The sequence below is a fragment of the Sphingobium trunci genome (genome assembly GCF_022664535.1).
In the GTDB taxonomy this organism is placed as follows: Bacteria; Pseudomonadota; Alphaproteobacteria; order Sphingomonadales; family Sphingomonadaceae; genus Sphingobium.
The window spans coordinates 1-2,712 of the sequence record NZ_JAKUJY010000055.1 but is presented as its reverse complement, the minus strand read 5'-3'; the positions used below and the strand labels follow the sequence as shown (position 1 = coordinate 2,712).

Genomic DNA, 2,712 nt, shown 5'->3' with positions numbered 1-2,712 from the left:
GGCATAGCCTATCCCGGTCCCGCGGCTGTCCAATAGAGCTTCAGCCAGGCCGCTCGTCGATCAACGTTCGTACGAGCGGCTGCATCGTCGCGTCGAACTTCGCCAGCATGACATGATCGTCCGCCGTTTCGAAATGGGTGATCAGCCCATGCTCCGTCCAGCGATGCAGCGCATAAGCGGGTGGATCGGCAACGATCATCGGGCGGTTGTCAGGCGCTTCCGGGTCCATCGGGCGCAGATCCAGCCCCAGTTGCGGGGCGGTCGAAGAACAGATGGCGATGGTCGCGCCATGCCAAGGCGCCGCTACGGCGCGATGAATATGGCCGCACAGGATCGCTTCGATATTGGGGCGGTCCACGATGGCGGCGGCGAAGCGCTGGACCCAGGGTTCTTCCGGATGGGTGTTCATCCAGTCGATGCCGACCTCGACCGGGGGATGATGCATCACGATCAGCGTCGGCGTGGTGCCGTCCTCATCCAGCCGGTCGGCCAGCCATGCCGCCCGCCGCTCGCAAAAGGCGCCGCCATGCCGCCCCGGCTCCAGCGTATCGAGCATGACGATGCGCTTTCCGGGCAGGGGAACGACATATTGGACGAAGCCATCCTCCTGCGGGACATGCGGGAAATGGATCGCGAAATTGGCCCGGTCGTCATGATTGCCCATGCAGGGCCAGACCGGGAAATCGCATTGGCTGAACGCGTTGGCGAGCCGTCTGTAGCTGTCCGCGTCGCCATGATCGGTGAGGTCGCCGGTCGCCAGCAGCAGGTCGGGGCGGTTAGGACCATCGTTCAGCGCGCGCAGCACCTGGTCCAGCCGCTTGCGGTTGAACTCGGCGGGATTTTCCGGGTCGAAGCCCAGATGGATGTCCGTGACCTGTGCGATCAGCATGGTCCTTTTCGCTCCCCCTATTCCTGCTGGCCGGTCTTGCGCGGCCTGTCCGCCTGATCCTTTCTAACGCTGCGATCCGCGGCTATCCATGGCGCGCCGTCGCCGATATGATAGCTGTGGCACATGGCGCAGCCCGATGGCACGTCAGTTCTGGATTTTTCCCCGCCATGGCAGGTGCGGCAGCTGTCGATGCCCGGCAGCAGCAACTGCTTCGCATCGTGCGATCTGGGCGCAGCGTGGCAGCTTTCGCATTTTTCCGTGCGGTGGGCGGCATGATCGAACCAGCCGTTCATCATGTAGCGCATCGGCTGATGCACCGGCAACACCTGCCAGCCCGCATTGCCGCTGGCGCCGGGCGGCTTGACCGTGTGGCAATCATAACAGGCGCCGCCCCTGGAGAAGACCGCCCGGATCGCATCGTCGGCGCGCGACGGGCGCGCCGCCGCCGCCCCGAAATAGGCATGATAGATTTGCCCCTGCGCATAGTCGCCGGGCCGCCGCCGCGCCATCCCGCCCAGCGCCACCGGCTGGGCCGGGCCAGTCGAGCGATAATAAGCGCGCAGATCCGCGACCACCTGGTCGGGCTGGCCGTGGCGAAGCGTACGGACGGTTCCACCGATCGTCTCGAGGGCAAGGCTGTGGCACATCTGGCAGTCGCGTTCCATCTCCACCGGCTGGAAGCGAACGCCGTCCGCCGTCGGCCTGTGGCAATCCTTGCAGGCAAGCGCGTCACCAAAGCCATATTGCGCCTTCATCGTCCGTGCCATCCGGGCGACGCCGCCGGTAGCGGACAGATGAATGTCGTGGGGGAATTTAAGACCGCTGTCGTCCATCGGACGGGCACTCAGCGATGCGCGGGTGAAGCGGGGATATTTGCCGGGCATGGCCTGCACCAGCGGCATGAACTCCGGATGGATCGTGCCGAAATCGCCCGCATTACCCAGTTTCGTGTCCTTCAAGCGGTCCTTCAACGTACCGTGGCAGTCGGTGCAGAAGGCCTGGGGTGCCGGCTGCATCGGCCCTGCGCCTTCATGTTCCCGATGACAGTCGACGCAGGCGCCCTCCGGCGGCTTGCCGAAGGCGGCGGCAACCCCGGCCAGAAACCTGCCGCCCAGCCCCGGCTCCGCCCTGGCCAGCGCGATGCGGGCGGCAGGCGCATGATCGTGCACAGCCTTGTGGCAGGTCTGGCACGCGCCGTCGCGAACCGAGACGAAGGCCTTTTGATGGCAGGTCTCGCAGCGCCCCTCCAGCGCGTGATGCGCCTGGCTGAGGGGACCCGAAGACCATGATCTGTCCCCTACGACCTTGTAGATGTTGCGCGTGTCGTCGGCGGGGCGACTCGCATAGCTCCAGATCGGGACGGCAAGGAAGCCGATCAGAATGGCCAGCACCATGCCCCATGCCGTCAGCCGTTTGCCCGGCAGCAGGCCGCGCAGGGAAAAGACCCTGCTCTCCTCCTTTTCCTCCGACGCCTCCGACACGGCATCGACGCGACGGATGGACAGGATGATGGCGCCATCGTCACCCCGCGACACGGTGACGCGATGACCGCCGAAACGCAGTTCCGCGCCCTTGCCGCTGTCGATCTCGGCACGCAGGACATTGCGGCCATCCAGGCCGAAGCCCAATGTGCCGGTGGCGCGGACGCGGATTGTGCGTTCGTCGATCTGCTCGATCCGGGCATGGTCCGGCTCCAGCGCCAGATCGGGAAGGTGGATGTCATTTCCGGCCCCGCGCCCCAACGACAGTTGCGGCTTTTCCACCGTGGCGGCGCGAACGATCTCGCGGCCATCGGCGGTGAGGCTGATCTGACGGACAAGGAA

General features: G+C 65.6%; 2 protein-coding genes. Both read right to left on the bottom strand.

The window, feature by feature from the left end:
* Positions 1-40: 40 nt before the first annotated feature.
* Complete coding sequence (locus MJ601_RS21680; RefSeq protein WP_242130465.1) at positions 41-889, bottom strand: metallophosphoesterase; 849 nt, start codon at positions 887-889, stop codon at positions 41-43.
* A 17-nt stretch (positions 890-906) separates the two neighbouring features.
* Positions 907-2,712: cytochrome c3 family protein (locus MJ601_RS21675; protein WP_242130464.1), on the bottom strand; the 1,806-nt coding region annotated here is incomplete at its 5' end.

Coding starts and splice junctions, on each gene's coding strand:
- MJ601_RS21680 (WP_242130465.1), bottom strand. CDS start 889: ATGCTGATCGCACAGGTCACGGACATCCATCTGGGCTTCGACCCGGAA.